This window comes from Bythopirellula goksoeyrii (assembly GCF_008065115.1).
Taxonomy (GTDB): domain Bacteria; phylum Planctomycetota; class Planctomycetia; order Pirellulales; family Lacipirellulaceae; genus Bythopirellula; species Bythopirellula goksoeyrii.
This window is the reverse complement of the sequence record NZ_CP042913.1, coordinates 5,205,965-5,227,656: the sequence shown is the minus strand read 5'-3', so window position 1 is coordinate 5,227,656 and position 21,692 is coordinate 5,205,965. Positions and strand designations below refer to the sequence as shown.

Below are 21,692 nucleotides of genomic sequence, written 5' to 3'. Positions count from 1 at the left end.
AATGCATCGCCTTTTCGTTGCGTGTGGCACTCGCGCTCTTTCCGGGTGCTTTGTCTTACTGCCATGGTTGTTTTATTCATGTGCTCTCTACGCCGACGACATGGAATGGAGGAACGCGATCAGTGGAAATTTTAATGAATCGAGCAACTGGAATGTCACGAGCGGGCCAGGCACTCCCCCTCCGGGACCCGGCGACGAAATCGAACTAAATGAGGCTGGTCAATACACAATCACGCTCAAACAGAACGAAGCGGCTGATCGAATCTTTCAATCGGCGGGGGTTGTAACGCTACTGAGCGATAGCGCTGTCGCCCGGACTTTAGATCTCACGACAGGTCGGGCGGATGTGATTGTACGTAATAGCAGCAAGCTTAACATTGGTTCGGCAACAAATCCTGTACGCCTCTTTGTTGGCGACCAGATGCCGATTGGCACGGGCACGGGCGATGGAATCGTCGAAGTAAGGGGAGAGAACTCCTTTTTGAACGTGCAAGGCATGGGGAGTCAATCAATCGGTTCGTCGGGATTCGTAGGCAGCTTGCGGATTACAGAGCAGGCGCGGTCGTCTTACGGACTAAACGGCACACTTCAACTTGGCGTTTCCGGAATTGCTACCTCAAAGGGTACCGTCGAGGTCGATGGTGGCAGTGAAATGACTACCGGTAATATCAACATCGCAACCGTCGATTCCGGCGCCACGGGCACGATGACCGTTTCTGGTGCGCAGTCTATGATTTCCCAGATGTTGCCCGGCACTACATTGACCATTGGTAGTGCCAACAGTGGTGTGGGCGAGCTCAATATTTTTTCGGGTGGCCGCTTTACTTCTGGCACAGGCATTTCGACCGTTATGCCTACAGGCATACTCAACCTTGATGATGGCGTGCTGAGTCTGAAAGGTGACCTGTTGATCAATGGGGGAACGTTCAATAAGGGCAATTCGAGCTTCTTGGGTTTTAGTGCTAATAGCTCTGTGACCGCTTCCAACGGAGCCCAACTAAATTTCGCGGGAGCCTCTTTTCTCGACGATGGTGTCAGCATCGAAATCAACTCTGGTGCAGATGTCATCGCTACGGATCACTTTGTACTCGGAGGATTCCTGGGTGGTGAGTTGATCGTTGGCGGCTTAGGCTCCACTTTTGGCGCTCCTGCGGTGACCATCGGAGTGCCGATCGAAAACCAAGGTGGTGGTACGAATCGCTTTACGCTCCGAGACTCCGCGACTGCCACGATCTCCGGAGAACTGAATATCGGGACCTCTTTAATTGACGAATCGATGGACTTTTTGGATGTCAAAAATGACGCGAGTATGATCGCAGGGAACATCAATGTAAGCACCGGGCCCCTGGGCAGTGGGACGATCACCGTTTCAGGCGGCGCTAGCATAACTCAAACGGGGGCCTCGACACTGGCTGTTGGTAGTACGACAGGCACTGGATCGTCTGCAATTAATTTGATTGGCGGGCAATTCACCACTGGAATTGGCCTCACCACTGTGAACACGACGGGTTCGCTCAACCTCGATGGGGGAATATTCTACGCGAACGGAGACATGCTTATCGATGGTGGAACATTGACAACAATTAGCGGTGATTACTTGGAATTAGCCGCTGCCAAATCGCTCACAGCTACCAACGAAGCACAGCTTGATTTCTCTTTTGCGTCTTTCTCCCTAGAAGACGATACTGCTTTGGAACTCAATCTGGGTGCCGACTTATCGATTGATACTCTCAATATTGGCAACGATGGTACTAGTGGTGAAGTGGTCGTCGATGGCATGGGGACGCAGCTCAGGGTAAGTTTGCTGTCGATTGGTCGCTTTGAATCGATGGGTACATTGACTCTACGCAATGACGCTGCAATCGAAGTGGTGCAAATGGACATTTCAGATAGTGGTCAATTCAGTTTTCTCGATGGACGAGTCACAGTCGAAGGTGTGCATGGCAATCTAACGAACCAAAGCGGTGCTTTGGTGCCTGGACCCGACATCATGCTCACCACCGTCACGGGCAGCTACACGCAACTGGCAGGGGGTGAACTCTCATTAGAGATCGGCGGCACGACACGCGGGAGCGAATACGATGCCCTCGACGTTACAAATATCGTCAACCTTGATGGCACGCTCGATGTCGCGCTGATCGAAGGTTTCAGCCCCAATATCGGGGATAGTTTCGATATCCTTACCGCCTCGAGCGTACTCGGCACATTCGCCAGCGAAGATCTGCCAAACATCGGCGACCTGCTATGGAATGTTGAATACACCGCAACGAGTGTGGTGCTGGAAGTGGTTTCTCCATTTTCAGCCGACTTCGACGGTGACGGCGATGTAGATGCCGAGGATTTGATAAAATGGCAAGGTGACTTCGGTGGACTAGGTTCTGACACCGATGGAGATGGTGACACAGACGGCGCCGACTTCCTTGCCTGGCAACGTCAATTCGGCGGTAGTATCCCGTTCAATGCAGCCGTGCAAGCTGTTCCGGAGCAAAATGCGTCGAGCATTCTAATCCTTGGAATGATGATCGGTTGCTTGCATCGTCAACGTCTTTGAACCTGTCAGGGATTATTGCCGATTCAAAATGATGGGAAGAAGGGCGTTGCTTACTGCGCCGCCGCTTTGGTGCCGTGTGGTGAGGCGCCGATGTTGGCGCCGGGGATCATGGGGCGGGTTGCCATCGAAAAACCCATTTCCCAGAGCGTGCGTTTGAGCAGGCGGAAATCGTCAAAGCTGTCCGTGTAGAGCCAAACGACCACCGAAGGCGATACGCGGCGGTGATCTTGTAAGTATTTATAGAGCGAACCGCCTGGCATGAGGGCTTGTTCGACGTCTTGGCCGATCCCCTCGGAGGTCGGCAAAACCTCAGCATACTGATCGTACTCGATTCGCATGATCTGTCCGGCGCGGTGGCCTATCGACATGGGGTCGGCCACGCGACTAACCGTCATGCGAATGCGGTAACCGTCGATGGGGCCAAAGGTGTCAACCACGTGGTCGCTGGACTGGAGTCGGCGGCGAATATCTTCCACATGATTCTGCACTTCATCGAGCAGTTCGTCGAACGGGACGATCGAGACCAGACCCTTTTTGAGTCTCAGATGAATTGCGTTGCCATCGATTTCTCTGGCCAAGGGAGTAGGGACGCTCTCGAGTTCTTCGACGGTCTCAGGGCCAGTGAGCAGGCCCAACTGTTCCTTGGTGAGCGCGTCGAGCGTGAGTTGGTATTCTGCGATTTGTTTTTGGACATCGTATTGCTGCTGGTGTTCAGAATCGAGCAATTCGCGGCGGCGGGCCATATCTTCTTCGACCACGCTGCGATGCATCGCCAGGTTGACTCGTTCCGCGTCGAAATCGTCTGCTTCACGTTTGATTTGGATGAGCCGAGTAGCGAGTTGCTCCACTTCCCGTCGTGCTTCAAACAATCCTGAGCGGGCGGCTCTGAGTTGAGCCTCAAGTTCCTTTTCATCCGGGCCATTGTCAACGACGACCTTTTCTTCCGGAACAGCTACTTCCTTACCACTGAAGGCATCGTGAGTCGCTTTGGCGCCGACCAGCATAACCAGGATGATGATCACGCCGACGAGGTTGGCGACAATGTCGAGGAATGAATCCTGGGCCGAATCTTCTTCTTCGATGGGGCGTCTACTCATCGCATCACCCCACCGGTTGGATTTGTTGTGACGGGGTTTTCAGCAGTTTCGGGGAGCTGAATATCGACGCCGCTATCTTTGAGCAGGTGGACAACTCGTGCTGCCGTCAATTGGGCGTCGGAGGCGACATTGAGCTCAAGCACGGGCCGCCAATACATGCCGCTGCCGGCGAGGCCCCATTCATCGATCCGCTCGCGGAGGGCATCCACGAATTCGTGCGAAATATCCTCGACGGGCTGATCGAGTGAAATGGTTTGTCCGGTGGCCTCCGTGCCCCGCAAGGCATTCCTCGTGGGAAGGATCGCCATTTGATTCTCACGCACCACCACACGGATCGAACGGCGAATGGGAACCGAGTGTTGACTGCCGCGCTCGACGGCCCAGTTGGCACCTTGGGAAGCGGCGATAGACTGAGGGGGCTTGTTCGTCATGCTCATCGTGGGAGTGCCACCAGCAGTGGACGGTTGAGACGAAGCGTTAGAGCCACCGGCACTTGCTTGCTGAGAAGAGTCGGCTTGTTGGGAAGCGCCGCCATCCGCTGAAGCCGATGCGCCGTCAGGGTTTCCATTGCCGGGTGAGCCACCTTGGGCGTAGCGAGAGCCGGTTAGATTCCTATCGGTCAGTTGTTCTGAGGTCCCGCCTGGGGATGTACCTGAGTCTGATGGTCCATTAGGAGAATCTCCCTCGGCTGCAGTCGATGCGCCGCCGGAAGTTCCGGCCAATTCGCCGTTCTTGCCTTGTAGTTCCCCAGGGCCACCTTCGGCGACACTCTCGTCACCTTGTCCGGGTGAAGTGCCTGAATCTGTTCCTGTTCCTTTAGAATTAAATTCACCTGTGGAATAGTCTCCTCCACCGCCTGCGGAAGCAGACTCGCCGGTGGCGTAGCGATCAGGTTCGGTGCTGCCGTAGCCGTAACCACCAGCAACCTGTCCGTCGCCTGAGGCCGAGGACGCGCTGCCGCCCAACTTCATGCCTCGAAAACGACTCGGGGCGGCTTGGGCCAATTGAAGCAAGCGGTCCCGCGCGATAATCACGGCATGTTGCTGAGCATGGGCTAGTTGCGGATCGGCTGCCTCGGGAAAAGTGAGTTTCATGTCCTCGTCGATGAATTCATAGCCGTAGTCCGAGTCCCAAGAAGTGATCGCCGCACGGGCAAGTGCGTATTGTTTGATCCCATCGGGACGAATGATGATCAGTGGATAAGGATCCGGCGGCGTATAGTCGCCACCCTTGGCGGCCTTGTTGTTAAGATATTCCCGCGAAGCACGCAGGGCTGCCGCCAGTGGGTTCCCCGGCCAGTTGGGGGCGATGAAATCTTGGGCCGTGAGCTTAATACCTTCGGGGTGCAGGGTGATACCCTCACTATTACATTCGATGTAGATCGGTCGGCGATAGGTGCCGTTGGGGCCCTTGTAGGGGACGATTGCGAAGGAATGCTTCCCGCCACTCTGAGCGCGGAGATCTTCGATCTGCTGCTTGGTGTCAGCAACTAGTTTTTCCAAGCGGGCTACTTCGCGTTCGGCTTGTTCTTGATCGACTGACTGGTTTTCCTCAGTTTGCTTGAGTTGTGCCGCAGCGATGGAAAGTCTGGCTAGCTCTTCTTCGAGCCGTCTAGCGTGCTCTTCAGAGTGGCTCAAGCGAAGTTGTTCGTCCTGCAGACGTTTGTTTGCTTCCAGCCGAAGCTTCTCAAGTTTCTCTTGATACGCAGCAATGTCCGCCAACTCTTGCTGGAGTTGCTCGGCCTTTTCGCGATTCTGTGGTGTTGACTCAGTAGCGGAAGTCAGCGCAAGTTCGGTGATTTGGGCCACCAGGCCCTCCCGAGTTGCGCGCTGGACCAATACGACCAACAACACTAGCAAGGCCCCCATCGTGCACAGCAGCACGGCAAGAAAGGGGAACAGGCTAATTGAATCGGAGTTCTCGCTTGCGTTGCGATTGCTCATGCTGCCTTATTCTGCGTGCGAAGAGGAGTCATCTCAAGATGATCACCCGAGACGAGCGATTGGCCTAAGTGGGCACCCAGCAGTTGCAGGATGGCCGATAGGCTCGAGATGGTTTTCTCAAAGTTGTGCGATTCGGCCAGAGCTCTCAGATTGCCGTTGAGCGAGTCTTCGAGTTGCTTGATCTGGCTCGTGCCTTCAACAAGCTTCAGGAGTACCTCACCTTGGCGGTAAAGCTGTTCCTGCTGGGCAACCGTCGCGCTGGCCGAATCAACTAATGCAGCCTGCATCTCTTGGAGGATCTGTTCGCTCTTGGCGATCAGTTTTTCCTGGCGACTAGAGGCCACGAGCATTGCTTCACCGACGGCCGCTTCCACCTCAGCCAAGTGGCGACGATTTTCCTCGGCAACAACCGCCTCTGCCTGGGCGAGTGAAGTCGTGTGATGATCGAGCCCTTCGTTGAGCAGCACTGCATGCCTGACGAGCGTCTCTTCGAGGCTCTTGGCGTGTTGCTCGACGCCCTGATTGAGCGCCTTGGCATGACGTGAAAGCCCTTCGACGACTGCCCCCGAGAGGGCTTCGTCCAGGGTGGTGGCGGCAGCGGCAAACGATTCTTCTAAGCTGGCTGCCGCACCGACCATGACCCGGTTGAGGTTGTTCGCGGTGCCATCGAGCATTTCGGTCCAGCGACTTCCTGTCTGTTCCATGGTTGCCTGGAGCAATTCGCTTTGTTTCTCAGCACTAGTTTGTACTACGGACAGCAATTGCTCAGACATCCGGCGGATCGATGCCAGATGGGGATCGCTTTCGGTGCCCAAACGTTGGAAGCGGCCGACTAGCTGTTTGGCCGCCGACGTATCTACGGAACTCAGCAGCCTATTCTCGACTTTCTCCACGCAGAATTTTACGAAGAGCAGCAACGTCGAGAGCACCAGCGACAGGGCCGTGGTATCGAACGCCACGCTCAAGCCGGCCACCACGGCGGGTAGCGACGTGTCCATCGCGTCTGCCGAGAGATCCAGCTTGGCAATGGCCATGGTGATACCGATAACCGTTCCCAAGAACCCCAAGATAGGAATAGTGGAAAAAATGATTCGCACCATCGAGTAGCTCTGATGCGAACGAGTCGCGTCGGCATCTTCTAAATGGTGGAGATGCGATTCGATGGTGTCGGCCGTGCCTTTACGTTCTACGTATTCCAGTGCATTGCGGAGTCGCTCGGCGAGGTAGCAATTCTGCAGGGCAGGGGAGAGCTTTCCAAGTCCTTCGAGCAAGGCTGGCGTCTCATCGACCGACTGCCCTTTAGCTCCCGACGCGGGTAGTTTGATGTTGTCCAGGGTGGCGAATTGCACCATCAGGCCGAGCATCTTGATCACCAGCGCCGCCAATCCCACGAAGAAGATCGTGGTCGTTGCGTAGTTGATCCAATGGCCAGCGAAGTAGCGCTGGACGGTCGACCCAGGTTCACTTCCGCCTACGACCAGCGCATAAAAAGCTAAACAGGACAGGCCGCCCCAGATGAATGATTGGCGTAACAGCCATTCGGAGATTGATGAAACTCGTGACACGGCGAACTCCCTTTTTGCACGACGCCGGCGGACCAACGGGTCAATCGTCGGCGCACGCCGACCCCGTTATTCCTCAAAATCGGCGCAATCGTCAAAGTTTGTGAGTCGAAATCGGCAAAAAGTCAGGTGTTCATGCTGTCACGGTCGAATGCTAGCGATGTCGCTTCCTGGGAAAGTGCGACGCGTAGGCGGGGAATCTAAGGGAGATTGTCTCCCGCCTACGAATTGGGCTGCCGCGAATCGGCAAATTCTAGTTATCCATCAAACTTTACCAAAGCCGCAATCTCACGAGGCCGATAAGTTCATAGTCAAAATGAGAGTGTTTCTGAGGTCAGCCCCCCACGACAAGCAACCACTCGAGATACGATCTGACAGCAGTGCTGTGGCCTTCAACGGCAACGCATCTGCCACGAAACACCCAGGGGGGCTAGCAGGCGCGGCCGAAGATTTCGTCCGCGCCTGCATTTTTTGGCCTGCTTAAAGCATTCTGCAGCCGCACCTTCTTGGTTTGGGGAAATCAGGTGGTTTGTGTTACCATTCTGCCTGATAGTCGCCATAGATCTTTAGACCGTGTGTCGCGTTACGACACGGCTTAAATTGCTATTCACCGACGAGGAATCCCCATGACCCGATCCTTTCTAAACCTTAGTTACGTTTCCGTGCTCGCCTGTCTCCATTCTGCGCCTCACGTGCAAGCGGGAGAGGGGATGTGGCTTTTCAACGACCTGCCCCACGAGATTCTTAAGCAAGAATACGATTTCGATCCCACGCAAGAGTGGGCCGACCATATTATGCTTTCCAGCGTACGGTTTAGCTCAGGAGGATCGGCGTCGTTCGTTTCTAGCAACGGCCTCGTAATCACCAACCACCATGTTGCAGCTGATACGTTGCACAAACTTTCCACACCGGAATCGAACTATTACGAAAACGGATTCCTTGCCGCGGGGCCTGAAAACGAGCTGAAGGCTCCCGACCTGGAACTCAACCAGTTGGTGTCGATCCAAGACGTCACAGATCGGGTGAACGATGCCGTGGCCGACGATCTCGATGCGGAAGAATCCCACAAGGCTCGCCGAGCAGCGATGTCCGTCATCGAGCAAGAGTCGCTCGACGAAACGGGACTCCGCAGCGATGTGATTACACTCTTTGGCGGGGCGAAGTATCATCTCTATCGCTATAAGAAGTACACCGATGTGCGGCTGGTGTGGGCACCGGAAAGCTCAGCCGCCTTCTTCGGTGGCGACATGGACAACTTCGAATTTCCGCGCTACAACATGGACGTCACCATGTTTCGCGTCTACGAGGACGGCAAGCCGGCCAAGATCGATCATTATCTCAAGTGGTCGGAGCATGGAGCGGGGGATGGAGAGGTGGTTTTCGTCTCCGGCAATCCAGCCCGCACCGATCGCGGCCTGACTACAGCGGCTCTCAAGACGTTGCGGGACAACTCGCTTCCCTCTTATCTCGATTACCTGTGTAGGATGGAAGTCGCCATCCAGCAGTTTTGCTACCAAAGTCCCGAGCATCAACGGCGTGGGCAGGATGAGTTGTTTGGCATTCAAAACAGTCGCAAGGCGATAACAGGGATGCTTGTTGGGTTACAAAACCCGAAATTCCTTGCCGAGAAAACCACTCGTGAAGAAGAACTTCTGGCTAAGGTGAGAGCCAACCCCGAGTTGGAGCACTATGCCGAGGCTTGGCAGGAAGTAGCCGATGTTCAACCAGAAAAACGCGCACTGCTCAATGGTGGGGTTGATTTCCGCGAGCGGTACTACGAAATTGCCAAAGAGTTGGTCCTGATGGCTCAGGAGGATCAGAAGCCGAGCGAAGATCGTCTGCGCGAGTTTAGCGACTCGGGTCGCGAATCGCTGGAGCATGAACTCTTTTCCCCGGCGACGATTTACGACGATCTGGAAGTTGCCAAATTGTCGTCTCAGTTGTCCATGTTTGTTGAACAGCGGGGGGGTGACGATCCACTCGTAGTGACGGCGCTCGACGGCAAGAATCCATTTGAGCGGGCCGCTCAGTTAATCGGTGAGTCACAACTTAATCGAGTCGAATATCGCCGGGAGCTAGCCGAGGGAGGGGTGGAAGCGATCAAGAGTTCCCAGGATCCGATGATTCAGTTCTTCCGCAGCTTGGAAAAAGAATATCGCGCCAGACGCAAGAAAAAGGAATCACTCGAAGAGATCGAACGGCAGGCCTATTCGCAAATCGAGGAAGCTCGCGTTGCCGTGGAAGGGACCTCAGGATACCCCGATGCCACTTTCACGCTGCGATTGTCTTTTGGGGTGGTGAAAGGTTATGAGGAAGATGGCCGTGATGTGCCGCCTTGGACAACCTTCGCCGGGGCTTTCGCCCATCAGGCGGCTCACGAGGCCAAGAAACCTTGGATCTTGCCCCCCTCCTGGAATGAAGCCAAGAGCCGTATCGACTTGAAGACGCCTCTCAACTTTGTCTCAACGGCGGACATCATTGGCGGCAACTCGGGTAGTCCTGTGGTGAATCGTGCTGGCGAGTTTGTCGGTATTATTTTCGACGGCAACATCCAAAGCCTTACTGCTGACTATATGTACGACGATGCAGTCTCACGAGCCGTCTCAGTCCACTCGAGCGGCATCCGCGAAGCCCTGCGGAGTATTTACAACGCAGAGGAACTAGCGGATCAATTGGGGAAATAACCCAATCGGCAACACCGGGGGATTGCAATCCCCCGCTTTTACTCCGGTGGTGAGTCCAGCACAGGTTCAATTGGAACCGGTTCAGGCTCAGGCTCGGGGATCGTTTTCTTCGGTGGCGGCGCACCCCGCGGGGCAAATACCAACACGATTGCTGCTCCGGCGATTACCAGCAGTAGCCCTGCGACGAACAGGGCGTTGATCTCGCTCCAAAGTCCATTCATCGTGGTGGTGAACAGGGTATTCACCACAGGGGCCCCACCGAACACCAGTGGCATGACATAAACCGGCCGACCACCAAAGTTGAAGGCCATGATGATGCCCAGTGCACCGATCGCACCGGCTGCACCGCCTGCCAGACTCCAAAGTGTTCCAAGAAAGTTGTATTCGCTTGCTTCACCTGTTGCAGCCAACCAGAGATTTCCCACTATCACTGCGATGGCAAAGTACGCCAGTCCCACACAGATCAGCGGCCTCAGGCGGCTGTGGTGCATTGCCGCCTGACCGATGTGTAGTACCGGCCCGTAGGAACCCCAGCAACAGATTACCAAGCCAATGGCGGCGATCCGCAGAACCCAATCGCGAAAGGTGTGGGCTTCGGCAACCACTGCTCCTTCGACCTCTGCTACCGTACTCTCAGCGGCTGGAGCAGTTTTTTCTGGAGTCGGGGGACTAGGTTTTGCCACCAGCACGGTGGTAGCGCCCAGCAGGACCATGATCATGCCGGCGATGAATATCGATCCGATCTCTTTCATCTTGCCCGCCAGATAGATCGTGAGAAACGCGTTCACGACCGGAGCCCCACCAAAAACCAGCGGCATTACGTAAACCGGTTTGCCGCCAAGTTTGAATGCCAAGACGATTCCCAGGGCGCCAATTGCACCGAGTGCTCCCCCCGCCAGGCTGAAGAGAATTCCCTTGACCGTCCAATCGCCCGCCTCTCCGCGCATCTTCAACAGCACCGCTGGCACGGCGACTCCGATGCCAAAATAGGCTAGTCCCACACAGACAAAGGGACGCAGTGATGCCATCCCTCCCGTGGTCGACATGGCGTGCTGTCCCCAATGGAGCACCGGCCCATACATTCCCCAGGCCAAGATGGTGACGGCGAACGAAGCGATCACAAACAAAAGATTCATGACAATAGGCGGGGGAAATAGGAAGGGGGCGGGTGAAATCTACCTCTAACTGTAAACCAAGCACCCGCTAGCCGCTAGAGTATATGTCATTCCGGAGGAGTTTCACGACTGAGGAATCTGCGAAGCCACTCTTCTTATTCTCCAACCGTGCTGGTCTTGCAACCTAGATCCTTCAGGTCGCACGGTTCCCTTTAGGATGACATTTTCTATTCACCTCGCAGCGCCGACAACAACGGCATACGCAGTGCTGCTCGCACCGCCAGCCAACCAGCGACGATGCCGGCAATCGCGACCGCGCCCAACATAAACGCGAGTGTCACCCAAGGGATGCCGGCTTGGCGCAGGGCCCAGTGGGGCAGGGTGGCGACCAATGCTGCCAGACAACCGAATCCCAAACCGGCGATCAAGAGCACAGTATTTTCTCCCAGCAGCATCTCGCTAAGTCGTCGTCGTCGGAAACCGGCGGAGCGCATCAGGGCAAGTTCTCCTCGACGTTCGAAAGCACTGCGCAGTTGAGCGACGGCCAGACCGATAGTTCCCAGCAGCAAACCCAATGCACCAAGTGACTGGAAAGTTGACAGATAGGTATTCTGCACCGCCAGAAAATCGGCAAGCCGATCGTGGGCATTCACTGCGTCGAAACCAAAATCCACCAACCTCGATTCCAGCAACGCGGAGATCTTATCCACGTTGGATGGAGAATCGGCGAGAATCAAGAACAGCGATCGTCCTGCTTCGTCTGGATAGAGTCGCAGGAAATTCGTTTCACTCATCAGCACATTCCCTTGCAGAATGCTCCCGGACAGCAAGCCTACTACCTCGGCGGTAACCGGTTGGTCCGCGGCATCGCGTAGCGTGATCTGTGCGCCAATTCCCCCTAAGTGCAAACTGTAGGTTGCGGTGTTCTGATCGAGGATGATAGGAATGGTTTGCAGGTCTTTCTCGTACGCCGTGTCAAGCAATGACCAGCCCGTGGTCTGGTTCCCTTCCTTCCGCGCAGCCCATCCGAACTGATTGTCAGCATAAAAACTCTCTGGCACGCCTACCACCTGGGGTTGGGTCGTTTGATACAAGTTAAGGCAACTGGCGTCTTCCCCCCCGTGGACGCGAAAAGAGTAAATCGTAGACTCTGACAGCAGTTTTTCATCCTCTTCAGTGAAGCCGAGTTCTTTTCTGCCGTTGGCAGTATTGAGATCAAAATAGATAGGCAGATCGGAGGTCGCTATGAGGTCAAATCCTCCTGTGCCACTCTCCGTTGGTGCCAATCGAAAAGCACTCAACGCGACGATCAAAAAACTGGCGACCGCTGCCAGGGCTACAGCCAGAATTGTTCTTCCTGGATTGCGGCGGGCATTACGGACCGAAAGGCCAGCAAGTGAGAGTGCGTTAGGTGCCGATACGCTTGCTTGTCTCAAACGGCCTCGCAGCCAGATCAGCAGTCCGGCCAGCACCAGCGCACCACTACCAAAAAAGGCTCCCGCTTGAGCTACATCTCGAAGTCCACCGGCAAGTGCTCCTGCTGCAATTCCAACAGCCAGGATGAAGAGAAGGACTGAGAGCCATTGCCTACGTGGTTTCGATTGTAGTGAGCGGATGTCGCTCGGGTCGCTCGCGTCACCGGCCAGTAGTTGCCGCGGAGGAATGCGCAGGAGTTTTCTCAGTGACCAAACAATGGTCACCAACGATACAATCACGCCAATGGCGAACCCGGTGAGCAAACTTTGCGGCGTGATGTGCAACTTCAAGAACGGTGTCACGGTGGCCGCCACCCACCACGTGGTGAGGCCGTGAATCATCAACGCGGCATAGGCGATGCCACCCAACACGCCGACTACGGCCCCTACCAGGGCCACAATCGCCGCTTCGCCGAGCCAGACTTGCCGCAAACGCTTTGCCCCCCAGCCTGTTGCGGCAAGAATGCCCACCTCGGCGGCACGGCTCTCGGCACCGAGGCGAAACAACAAGGCAATCAACATTACCGCTGACGCCAACAGGAAAAAACTGAAGCCCAGAAATAGCCCCTCGAATGAGGTGGTGCCTCGTGCGGCAGCAAGTCCCTGCTGTTTGACTGGCAGCAGTTTCATCCCCAAATCGCTCGGCTTGATCGCTGCCGTCAGAAACTCAGTGAGTTGAGAAACTGTAGGTGCGCCGAGTTCAATCGGCAGCCGCAATGCACTAACAGATCCCCAGCGAGTCGACCACAGTTTTTCTGCGAGCGAATACGAGACAAACGCCTTCGGCGTGGTACGGTACTCATCCCAATAGGCCTCGTCCTCCGGCTCGATTTTCTCCACAAGTTTGAATGGCAAGTCCCAATCGCTGATCGAGCGTTCGTCGGTCACGCCGGGTAGCTCTGGCGTAAACTGTGGATCAGCTACGGCGGTTGGTTGGCCGTCGTCGGTTTGAAGAGGGGCAATCACGCGCAGGGTGAGTGGCGAGGTGCTCTTTTCGATCAGCCGACCGTGGGTGGTCTCTGGTTCATAGTAGGTGAGCGTGATCTTATCGCCAACCTGAGCGCTAAGCCGGCGAGCGGACCAATCGTTGAGCGCGATTTCATCTTCGGCCAGGAGAATCGGTTGACCTTTTTCATCGCGGAGTGGTCCCAGTTCGGCATTGGAATTGATGCCCGTGACAGTCGAGTAGGGAATCTTCTTATCGCCAAGTTGGATCGTGTTGGCCAAATAGGTAATCACGGGCCGTATTGAAGGTCCCCCTCCATCGTACTCCAGGGAGCCACTAGGATAGGGTTCATCATATTTGAAACGTTTGCGAACTGTCTCAACTAGCTTCGGAGAAAGCACCAGTCGCTCCGCCGATAATTGTAAGAAATTGCTGATCCCGGAGTGACTTCGCGGGTTATTTAACTCGATCTCTTTTACATTCAACCCAAAGTCTGCCAACTCTGGCCGCAGGCCCTTTTTCAATGCGGCTTGCTCGGCGGACGTGCTTGGTTGGTCGCCATCCACACTGCCGATGGCAATCACATTCGCTCGATCAGGAAGTTCCAGGAGTCGCTGCATGGTCGTTAGCGACACGAACACATTGCGCGGTTGAAGCTGGCTCGGTTGCAGACTAAATCGTGAAATTCCTTCGTTGAGAATCGCAACGATCTGCAACCGCCGTGATGTGGTCGCATCTTCCTTTTCGCCCAGCGTACTGTCGGCAGGGATATTGCTGGGCAGCGAAACTCGCAGCAGCACCTCATCACCCACGGCAGCACCAAGTTCGTCTGCAATTGCTTGCGAAATGGCAACGTCGTCGCCGCTTGTCGGCTTAGCGGGCCCAACCTCACCCAATTGCCAAAATTCATCCGTCACAGCAAGAATCGAAAGATGCGTCGCCTGTTTCGTTTGCTCCCCCTCGGTCGCCGACAGACTCCCCGGCACCAACAACAGCGGAGCGAATCCTTTGAACTCACTTTCCTTCCCCACAGCCTTCGCGAATTCTTCAGCGAGCACCTCACGAAACGGTTGTTCACCCACGAGCACCGTATCGACCCCGCCGAGCCGCTCCAGTGTGAGACCGCGCAAACTGCCGCGTACCGAGTCACCTACCAGCAGCGCCCCTGTAATGACTGCTGTGGCAACCGCCACCCCCAATGCCACTGCAAAATGCGTGAGTCGATATTGCCAGAGGCTTGCGAAGATGTAGCGGAGGGGGGACATGCATGCATTATGGCAAAATGAGGTGCGGATGTCTTGTGGCATCTTGGCAAGTTCTGATTTGCCGGTGATTAACTGTTACTTCACATGACGTTAATCAATACTTCGCTATCTGTTCATCATTTGTTGGCGACCTCTTCATGATACTTAGCGATACTGGAGTCTGTTCGTCGTGCGACTCACGGCGACTTATTACGCCTCACGTTCAGTAATCAAGCTCTTACAACCGAGGAACCGCTCATGGCCTTTCCGAATGTTCTGCTGATAGGCGCGATGAAGTCTGGTACGACCGGGCTCTACATCGACTTGGCGACTCATCCCAATGTTTACCTGGCACAAGACAAGGAACCTGGGCGCCTCTGTACCGATCGCATGCTTACGAAAGAGGGGCGGCAAGAATATGCGGAACTTTACGCCGGTGCCCATAAGAGCCAGTTGGTTCTCGACGCCTCGACCAACTATGCCAAACGGCCTGACTACGACGGAGTAGTCAGTCGAGCCTTGAATGTGCTCCCCGAGGGATTCAAGGTGATTTACGTGGTGCGCCACCCGATTGATCGCATCTTGAGCCAACACCACCACGAGTACAGCGCTGGGCTAGTGAGCGGCGCGGTCGACACCGATATCCGACGTCACTCCCGCTACATAGACTACAGCAGCTATGCCTACCAATTGCAGCCGTGGCTCGAAGCGATTGGCAGGGATCGCGTCAAGGTCGTGGGGTTCGAAGACTACAAATCCCGGCGCCAGGAAATCGTGGCAGATGTCGGCGAGTTTCTGGGACTTGCGCCCCAGGGTTTCAAAATCAAATTCGAAAAAGTTTACAACAAATCTGACGGCAAGCCAGTGAAAACCTCTTTTTGGAAAGGGGTCGCCGGGAATTCCCTTTACAAGAACTTCGTTCGTCGCATGTTGCCTCCGAAGTTGCGGCTAGCTATGTATCAATGGCTACTCCCTCCGGCCCCCGAGAAACCTCCCGGCCCATCGCAGGCGACGCTCGAATGGCTGCGAGAATCGCTTGCCGACGACGTGCATCAACTAAGCAACATACTGGGGCTTAGCGAACCATTGTGGTCAGATTTTCCGAAGGCTGTAGACCCTGAACTCTCTAGGGCTCCCTACGCTAATCAAAAAGCAGTGCATGCTTCTGGCACATAGAGATCTCCAGTTTTCCACTACTGATTTTTCTAGCATTGAACTTTGTGTTCACGTCTAAAGTACTTTGATTACTTGACTGCCTCGAGTCGATACATGTACAGATATCTCTTTTCAACCGATGCGTTTAAGATTCTATGGATAATCTGTCTTGTTCTCGTGTCGTCCGTCCAAGCGAGTGATTCCCCTCCAAATATCATCGTTATACTTGTAGACGATCAAGGTTGGAATGGAACATCGGTGCAGATGGATCCAACTGTTCCAGGTTCGAAAAGCGATTTTTATCAGACACCTCGTTTGGAACAATTGGCCTCTGCGGGGATGAGATTCTCGCAGGGCTATTCTTCTTCTCCCGTGTGTGCCACGACCAGGGCTTCGATTCAGTCTGGCCGCAACCATAACGCCCTGCAGATGGGAGATATGCCTCATGCTCTGCCAGAAGGTTCAATTCGTTGGGAGGGTGGCTATACGGATTTACCCTTAACCCCTCCTACGCCAGAAGTGTTCGATCCTACGGGACTAACACTTCCTCGCATCATCAAGCAGGCCAATCCGAGTTATGTTACGGCCCATTTGGGTAAATGGCATTTGGACATCCCAAGAACTACCACACCACAAGCTGTAGGTTATGATTTTGGAGAAGACTTAAATCCACTGCCCCCTGATGAAGTAGATCCCTGGGGTGTCTACAAGTTGGCAGGCATGGCCAACTCATTTATTGAGGATCGCGTGTCTAACGATCAACCGTTCTTCCTACAGGTCTCAGAGAAGGCTGTACATCCTCCTATTCGCTCGCGACAGGAAATCAGAGATAAGTACGATGTACTCCCCCCAGGCGCAGTACATGATAATTCTGACTATGCCGCGATGACCGAAGATTTAGATACATCCTTTGGTCTGATTTTGGATAAAATCAGCCAACTCGGAATCTCGGACAATACGTATATATTTTACACTTCCGACAACGGTGCCCCACTTGCTTTCAGCAAGAATACACCACTACGAGAAGGCAAGGCTTCAGTCAGGGAAGGAGGTCTTCGCGTACCTTTTATCGTGAGTGGTCCCAATATTCAAGCAGGAAGTGTGAGCGACGTACCCATCACAACGACCGATCTCTATGCGACGATCGCAGAATTGGCTGGCTACGCTTCTCCATTACCTGCTAATGTTGAGTCAGGTAGTTTTGCACCTGTTTTGAATAACGCTGGAAATCTGCCTTCAGGCATGGACTTCTTGCCCAGAAACTTTCATACGAGTGGAGAGGTTTATTTTCATTGGCCCATGAATTTTGCGATTGGACCAAACTTTCGTACGAAACCATCGTCGGCCGTACGCGACGGAGATTATAAGCTCTATGTGGAATGGGCAGAGAATGGGGGTACCGATCAATACTTTCTCTACAATCTGAAGGATGATCTGAGTGAGTCGGTGAATCTTTTCAATTCAATGCCATTAAAGTCTGCCGAATTGAAAGCGAAACTGGAGAACTACTTGGAGGCTATTGATGCTCCATTCGCTTACGATGTGAAAAAAGACGTTGCCATCGATTGGTATGCTAACCAGCCTGGAAGCGAAGCTACGAACTGGCGCTCGACTACCGACCTTCGGTACAAAGGGCGCGAAACCTGGAATTTTGGCGGAGGCTCAGAACAGCCAACCATCTCAAGTACATCCCCCTTTCAGCCTGGCCTCTCCCGCCAGGCGTTTTATTTTGATGGGGGAGATGTTATGCGCCAAAACTTTCTGCAAGTAGCTGACGATGGTCCTCGGAAAACGACCCCTAATGCCGGAACGCCGGATTGGAACCGCTCGGCTACTATGGAGTTCTGGGTCCGGCTGGATAGCTTGACTGAGAATGGAATTCTCATGGAATCCGGAGATGCAACTGGTGGAATCTCAGTTACTCTCGGAGACGCTGACAGCGACGGCTTGAAGAATGATTTGCGATTTCGAGTTTTGGGGTTGTCAGGAGCAGATACGGGAATAGGAACTCTCAAAGGGTTTAGTGCTACGGCAAGAATCGATCGGTTTGCTGATCCAACTCAGGGTTTCGTGCATCTTGTTGCTGTGTTCAATGATGATCCTAACGATCGCTATCAAGAGATCTATGTAAACGGTGCACTTGTTACCCGTGTCAATGGCTTGCTGGGGGCCAGTGAGAGTCCTCAATGGGACACGTACGACATGGCGGGTTTGGGCAATGTCGGTGGCAACGGTCTAGGAGGAAATGGAGGGAGTGGAGATCTACCATTTTCGGGGGGTCTAAGAGGCGAAATCGCTGAATTGCGTTTTTACAACTATGCCGTTACTTCAAGCAATGTCCAAGACAGATATAACTCTGTACTGAGTCCTACGGACTACCAAGTGGCGTCATATTCTGGAAGAGTTACTTCGCCTATGCGCCCCACAAGTATCTCATTAGGGGCATCCGAATCATCTCAATTGCAATTGATCCACGAACGTAGCGACGTACTTGAAGGTTCACTATCAGTCGACGCGATTATCAATGGCGGGGTGACGTTGACAAATGTGGGCCAAGCGACGGTGGGCCAAATTCCAATGGGCACGAAGTTCAATAGCTATGTCTTGAGCTTTGATCCTTTCGCACAAGACAGTTCGATGACTGAAGATGCCACCGGTTCAATCACGTTTGGCGGAGAGATTCTGGGTATCCTGTTCAATCAGTCTTCTTTGGTTTCCACAGATGCCTTGCTAGGTTCGATAGGAGACTACGGTACTGATGCCGACCGAGGGTTAACTTTAGGTCCTGAAGGAATGCTGATCATTTCTCCTGATCGCCACCAATTGAACTTCGATTTATCTGTATTGGGTAATGAACTGTTGCAGTTCAGAGTGCTTACTACTGCTCTTGCCCCAGCAGACTTCAATGGCGATGGTTTCGTGAATGATGGCGACTTATCCATCTGGCAACAATCCTACGGCACCGGTGCCGACGGAGATGCCGACGGAGATGCCGACGGAGATGCCGACGGAGATGCCGACACCGATGGAAGAGATTTTCTCTTTTGGCAGCGACAACTCACGGGCACAAATCCTCCGTCTTCGACGACCCAGGTGCCTGAACCTTCCTCCTTACTAATTGCAATAGCAAGCCTAATTGGGATCGGAACTGGTCGGCGGTGTAATTTTACTCAACTACTTGAACAGGTCTGTTAACGGGAAGCTTACAGAGTCAGTACATGCCAACTGGCCTTACGCCAATGAAAATGAGGTGCAGGCTTCCAGCATGTAGTGACGTGTATTGACAGCCAAGATGGATGCCCCACGGAGCCCAACAAAAAACCCTCGGCTACCACATGGGCAGCCGAGGGGTGTCACTTCGGTTTCAATTGACCTGCAATGCGATCAGTCGCGTTTGCAGTCGCCGCCGCATTCGCAGTTTTCACAAGTGCAATTCTCGCACTCGCAATTGGTGCAAGTGCCGTCTGCGCAGTCGCAGTTTTCGCAGGTGCACGAATCACCATAACAGCAGGCAGCTGTGGTACCGCTCCCGGCGAATGCGTTGAAACCAAAAATGGATGCGCCGGATACTAAAGCGCCGGCAAGCAATTTTCCTGTAAAGGACATTTGAAATCTCCTGCGAGAAGTAGTCTCGCTTTAAGAGGAATTAACAAGAACGGAATATCAAAAATCAATTTCCGCTTCCACGTTAATTCAGCCACACACATTTCAACTCGTGGAGACGTAAGGCAGAATAGCCGGGCGGACTGCCCCTCTCGTTGGCGAAATAGCACAGTGGTTCATCGACCGGTGCGTTGAGAGCAGGGATCGCCCCGGCAAAGGTCACAGTAAGATCGTGATCAATTGAGATATTGTTCGGCTGTGGCGAAGGAGCTATAGGTGAAGTCGGCTTGCTGCAACAAGGGCAGTAGGTACAGGCCTTTGCCCCAGAGCAGGCAAACTCAATGCCAGAGTCCGCCTTATCTGCACAGCAGGATTTTCGAGTGCTGCAGCACGCCCGAGTGGGTTCTGATTGTCGTGCACAACCGCCGTTACGCTGAGCACAGCGACATGGCGAGACGGCATTCGACGGCAAGACCATACCGAATCCCGTAAGCAGGATGACGACTGTTCGAATGGTGGTGGCGGTGAGGTGCATGTAGTTGCTGGCGGACTAGGAAGTGGTTTGGGATCGACCGCTTTCTCTCCGGTATTATACGGATCCCCAGGGGATACAGTTCAAGAGAAGCTGGGTAACTAGCCTGTAAGTGCAAGCAGCTAGGGCGCTAAGGCCTTGTCAGATATGTCTTTACGACACCATGCCCCGTTCCAGCGAATGCATTTAACGGCAGTATAAGCCTGCAGTTTTGCAGAAGAGATGCTGCTACCCAGGGCAGTCACACCCAAGACTCGGCCACCGTTTGTCACCACTTGGCCATCCACCATTTTCGTTCCCGCGTGAAATACCTTGGCATCGGGGACCGCCGCGGCTTCGGTGAGTCCACGAATCGCGTGCCCCCTGGTGTAGTCGCCCGGATAACCTTCGCTGGCCATTACCACACAGACTGCTGGGCGTGGATCCCAAATCATGTCGGGGGCTTCATCGAGGCGTCCATCAGCAGCGGCTTCCAACACATCGACCAGGTCACTCTGGAGACGCATCATCAGAGGCTGGCACTCAGGGTCGCCAAAGCGCACGTTGTACTCCAATACTTTGAGGCCTTGCTTGGTGATCATCAGACCTGCGTACAGGATGCCCTTGAAGGGTTTGCGCATCCGCTTGAGTTGATGCACCGTGGGGACGAGAACTTTTTCTTCGACGCTACGCATCAGTTCGTCGGTTACCAAGGGGGTCGGGCTATAGGCACCCATGCCCCCAGTGTTGGGACCCCGGTCTCCGTCGTAAGCCGGTTTGTGATCTTGCGCGGCGGGCATGGTGAGGATCGTGTGACCATCGGTGATTGCCAGCACGCTTGCTTCTTGACCCACCAGGCGATCTTCGATAACGAGTTGCTGGCCCGCAGCACCAAACTCTTCGGTAAGAATAATTCGCTCAACCGCTTCGATGGCTTCTGCCCGGTTTGAGCAGACGATGACCCCTTTGCCGGCAGCCAGGCCATCCGCCTTGACGACCATGGGAGTATCTTCGCGCTCGTCGAGAAACAAGCGGGCACTCTCCAGGTCGCGAAACGTACGAAAGTCGGCCGTCGGAACATCGGCATGGCGAAGCAGGTTCTTGCAGAAAACTTTGCTCGCTTCGAGTTCGGTCGCCTGCTTGTTGGGTCCAAAGATGCGCAGGCCCTCGGCGGTAAAGGCATCCACAATCCCCGCTGCCAGCGAAGCTTCGGGGCCGACCACGGTCAGATCGATTGGGTTCTTTTTGGCAAAGGCCAGCAATTGAGGAATGTTGGTATCACCGATTTCGACATTCTCGATTGCAGCCGAGTCTTCCTCGGCAGTCCCCGCATTGCCGGGGGCGACGAACACCTGATCGACACGCTTGCTCTGGCCAAGCTTCCAGGCGAGGGCATGTTCGCGACCACCTCCGCCGACTACCAGTACCTTCATTACAGATGCCCCGCTATCTCGATTAGCCACCAATGATTAACTTGCCAAATTTGCTGCCGCGATTTTACCTAATAATTACCTTTCACGTAACTCACCGATACTTACTGTTGAGACGCAATCGAATGTGACAAAGAACCAGGCTGATAAGAAAAAGGTAGTCCCCCCTTCAGCGAAACGGAGTTGGCAACCGGTGATTCAAAACGAACGGCTAACGCCGATCCGCTCACTACATCACCGAGATATTGATCGACGAGTGAATTGGTGACTAGGTAGAGAGTTAAGGTTCTGGTAAAAAGGGCGGTTGACAATTGAGAGGGGGCATCGTAGCCTAGCAAATTAGTTTGTGAAAAATGTCACAATCTATGGCGAGTGC

At 54.2% G+C, this 21,692-nt stretch carries 11 protein-coding genes; 5 read left to right on the top strand and 6 right to left on the bottom strand.

The annotated features are described in order from the left end of the window. The first annotated feature begins 1 nt into the window (after position 1). On the top strand, positions 2 to 2,551 hold the full coding sequence (locus Pr1d_RS20605; protein WP_148075285.1) for a beta strand repeat-containing protein: 2,550 nt from the start codon (positions 2 to 4) through the stop codon (positions 2,549 to 2,551). A 50-nt stretch (positions 2,552 to 2,601) separates the two neighbouring features. Here the strand turns inward: Pr1d_RS20605 and Pr1d_RS20600 are convergent, their stop codons facing one another. Genes Pr1d_RS20600 through Pr1d_RS20590 form a run of 3 tightly spaced genes read right to left on the bottom strand, consistent with a single transcriptional unit; the run spans position 2,602 to position 7,156 of the window. Beyond that, a complete protein-coding gene (locus tag Pr1d_RS20600; RefSeq protein WP_148075284.1) occupies positions 2,602 to 3,648 on the bottom strand; it encodes a coiled-coil domain-containing protein in 1,047 nt (348 codons plus the stop codon). Next, positions 3,645 to 5,591, bottom strand: a complete 1,947-nt coding sequence (locus Pr1d_RS20595; RefSeq protein WP_148075283.1) for a hypothetical protein — start codon at positions 5,589 to 5,591, stop codon at positions 3,645 to 3,647. The genes Pr1d_RS20600 and Pr1d_RS20595 overlap by 4 nt, the downstream gene beginning before the upstream one ends. Next, positions 5,588 to 7,156: a MotA/TolQ/ExbB proton channel family protein gene (locus Pr1d_RS20590; RefSeq protein ID WP_148075282.1), complete on the bottom strand. Its 1,569-nt coding sequence runs from the start codon at positions 7,154 to 7,156 to the stop codon at positions 5,588 to 5,590. Before Pr1d_RS20590 ends, Pr1d_RS20595 begins: the two co-directional genes overlap by 4 nt. A gap of 623 nt (positions 7,157 to 7,779) precedes the next feature. Between Pr1d_RS20590 and Pr1d_RS20585 the strand changes: the two genes are divergently transcribed. After that, positions 7,780 to 9,837: a S46 family peptidase gene (locus Pr1d_RS20585; RefSeq protein WP_148075281.1), complete on the top strand. Its 2,058-nt coding sequence runs from the start codon at positions 7,780 to 7,782 to the stop codon at positions 9,835 to 9,837. 38 nt (positions 9,838 to 9,875) lie between these two features. On the opposite strand, the gene Pr1d_RS20580 is transcribed toward Pr1d_RS20585, so the two are convergent. Then, on the bottom strand, positions 9,876 to 10,973 hold the full coding sequence (locus Pr1d_RS20580) for a hypothetical protein (protein ID WP_148075280.1): 1,098 nt from the start codon (positions 10,971 to 10,973) through the stop codon (positions 9,876 to 9,878). A 206-nt stretch (positions 10,974 to 11,179) separates the two neighbouring features. After that, positions 11,180 to 14,638, bottom strand: a complete 3,459-nt coding sequence (locus Pr1d_RS20575) for an FtsX-like permease family protein (RefSeq protein WP_210417795.1) — start codon at positions 14,636 to 14,638, stop codon at positions 11,180 to 11,182. Between the two features lie 237 nt (positions 14,639 to 14,875). On the opposite strand from Pr1d_RS20575, the gene Pr1d_RS20570 reads away from it, so the two are divergent. From Pr1d_RS20570 to Pr1d_RS20560, 3 genes are all read left to right on the top strand, one after another. Next, positions 14,876 to 15,793 carry a sulfotransferase domain-containing protein gene (locus tag Pr1d_RS20570; protein ID WP_148075278.1) on the top strand — a complete coding sequence of 306 codons (918 nt, stop codon included), beginning with the start codon at positions 14,876 to 14,878 and terminating at the stop codon, positions 15,791 to 15,793. Positions 15,794 to 15,886: 93 nt separating this feature from the next. Then, positions 15,887 to 18,967, top strand: coding sequence for a sulfatase-like hydrolase/transferase (locus tag Pr1d_RS20565; RefSeq protein WP_148075277.1), 3,081 nt, complete (start codon positions 15,887 to 15,889; stop codon positions 18,965 to 18,967). A gap of 817 nt (positions 18,968 to 19,784) precedes the next feature. After that, entirely contained in the window at positions 19,785 to 20,012 is a 228-nt protein-coding gene (locus Pr1d_RS20560) for a hypothetical protein (protein WP_148075276.1), read from the top strand. Between the two features lie 17 nt (positions 20,013 to 20,029). Here Pr1d_RS20560 and purD read toward each other — a convergent pair whose 3' ends face one another. Further along, entirely contained in the window at positions 20,030 to 21,319 is a 1,290-nt protein-coding gene (gene purD, locus Pr1d_RS20555) for a phosphoribosylamine--glycine ligase (RefSeq protein WP_148075275.1), read from the bottom strand. Between the last annotated feature and the right edge of the window lie 373 nt (positions 21,320 to 21,692).